This window comes from Aquisphaera insulae, assembly GCF_011064615.1.
Lineage (GTDB): Bacteria > Planctomycetota > Planctomycetia > Isosphaerales > Isosphaeraceae > Aquisphaera > Aquisphaera insulae.
Genome location: NZ_JAALJH010000206.1, coordinates 1 through 1,827, shown reverse-complemented (window position 1 = coordinate 1,827; position 1,827 = coordinate 1). Strand labels below are relative to the sequence as shown.

The window sequence follows — 1,827 nt, the reverse complement described above, 5'->3', positions numbered from 1 at the left end:
TATCGTCTACTTCACTCCGAAGCAGATGACCGACCGGACGTGGGAACTACTGATGATGATGGTGCATGCCGGTTGCCAGGGCCGGGGCATCGGCAGTCGCCTCCTCCGCGCGGTGGAGGACGAACTGAGGCTGCAGGCGGTCGGATGCTCTTGATCGAGACCGCGTCCGTCCCCGAGCTGGAGAAGACCCGGCAGTTCTATCGCCAGCTAGGGTACGTCGAGGTCGCCCGCGTCCCGGATTACTACGCCGATGGCGTCGGCAAGGTCACCTTCACGAAATTGCTCTGATCACATCCGGCCAGCGCAGCAAGGCCAAGCCACACAATCAACACAGCATGCATCAACAGCCATGCACCCAACATAGGGAAGCCAGGGGGCGGGAGAAGCCGCGTCCCGGGCGGCTCGTGGTTTCGACTGGCATGGTGAATAAAGGATGATTATTGGGCTGGGCTCCATTCGTGGAAGTTCACGCCGATGGGCACGACGCGCTCCCGACTCGTCGATGTGCCTGGCCTTCCGTGCCTGGTCTTGCATGCCCGTCGATATGCCTCGTCGATGAGCCTGGCCCTCGATGCCGGCTTTCCTCTTTGCGTTATCCGAACTACCCGTTTTGGGTGCCTAGCCATTGGTGCCTGCTCGTTTTGGGTGCCTGGCCATTGGTGCCTGCTTGGAGGCGGAGAGCGAGTTGCTGACGATCGACGTCTGCCAGCCCGCCATGTCGAACGCCGGCCCTCCATCCGGGTCCACGAGCGTCCGTACTCTGCTCATCATCGACGTCTACTTGGTCGCGTCGAGGCCGGAGAACGTGTGCGAGTCCCTCTCGCCCAAGTGGATGAAATCCGTCGAGGTGTCGAGAAGATCCTGCGGACGCGACTGATGCACAGATTGCCCAGCCTATCGCAGGTGATCAGAGTGCCCCGAAAGTGGTCCAAGAGTGCTCCGGAGTCGTAAACAGGGGCACCAGCCACCCATCTTACCCAATCGGGCACAGGCAATCAGAATGACCCCGTTGGCTCCCCCAGAATGACCCCGTTGGCTCCCCCCCAATCAGAATGACCCCGTTGGCTCCCCCCAGAATGACCCCGTTGGCTCCCCCCCGTTGGCTCCCTCCGCCGCGGTGCGTTCCGGAGCGTCGCGGCGCCGGAGCAAGCGATTAAGGAGTACTTTGAGGATCATAACCGCAATCCTCGGCCGTTCGTGTGGACGGCGGACGCCGACCTGCTCCTCGGTCGAGTGAAAGCAATTTGTCAGCGAACGTTCGACTCAGGACGCTAGTACGATGTCATAGCTAAGAATATGAGTCTCTCCGAGCCGGAGCGTAAGCGAGGGATGTTTCCGTGCATGTTTCATGACTGGCATGAAACACACGCTAAATGCATGGACGGGAAAATTTGGAGGGGAGTCAAGCATGAAACTGCATTCGGAATCGCAATGGTATGTTTTCCCCGGTTATGGCGGTGACTTCCGTGACATGGGCCCGTGGGTCTCACACTGGCAGGAGGCTCTTCCGGGTCACTTTCGCTTTTCTCCAGGGTTTGCAGGTGGTGGAGTCCTGGGTGTGCCTCTCTCGACACCTCAGCGGGAGAGGAACAAGGCGGTTCTTCGCGATTTGCGATGGCACCATATGGCCATATACGGACTTGCGCTGGGAAACGAGGCGGGTCAAGAGTTGAGTCGATGGATATCGTGTGCACTTCCCGAATCGGTACCTTCCGTAGTGGCGAAGTTGGGATTGGCAGAAGCAGTCCCAAAGCCAAAAGTAAAGGTTACAGTTGAACACGTAAATGAGCTGAACGATGCGAGGTATTTGATCGTTGTTCCCAAAGC

Annotated in this window: 3 protein-coding genes; all 3 read left to right on the top strand. The window is 58.9% G+C overall.

Features of this window, described 5'->3' with window-relative positions; translation table 11 throughout:
* Window positions 1–25: 25 nt before the first annotated feature.
* The gene (locus G6O54_RS39015) at window positions 26–154 is read left to right on the top strand and encodes a GNAT family N-acetyltransferase (RefSeq protein ID WP_205679181.1); all 129 of its coding nucleotides are present in this window, start codon (window positions 26–28) and stop codon (window positions 152–154) included.
* Window positions 145–288, top strand: a complete 144-nt coding sequence (locus tag G6O54_RS36740; RefSeq protein WP_165236042.1) for a hypothetical protein — start codon at window positions 145–147, stop codon at window positions 286–288. Before G6O54_RS39015 ends, G6O54_RS36740 begins: the two co-directional genes overlap by 10 nt.
* Window positions 289–1,408: 1,120 nt before the next feature.
* On the top strand, window positions 1,409–1,827 hold a 419-nt coding region (locus tag G6O54_RS37605), incomplete at its 3' end, for a hypothetical protein (protein WP_205679180.1).

Excerpts from the sequence above, each read along its gene's own strand:
- G6O54_RS39015 (WP_205679181.1), top strand. The coding sequence starts at position 26 with ATGACCGACCGGACGTGGGAACTACTGATGATGATGGTGCATGCCGGT.
- G6O54_RS36740 (WP_165236042.1), top strand. The coding sequence starts at position 145 with ATGCTCTTGATCGAGACCGCGTCCGTCCCCGAGCTGGAGAAGACCCGG.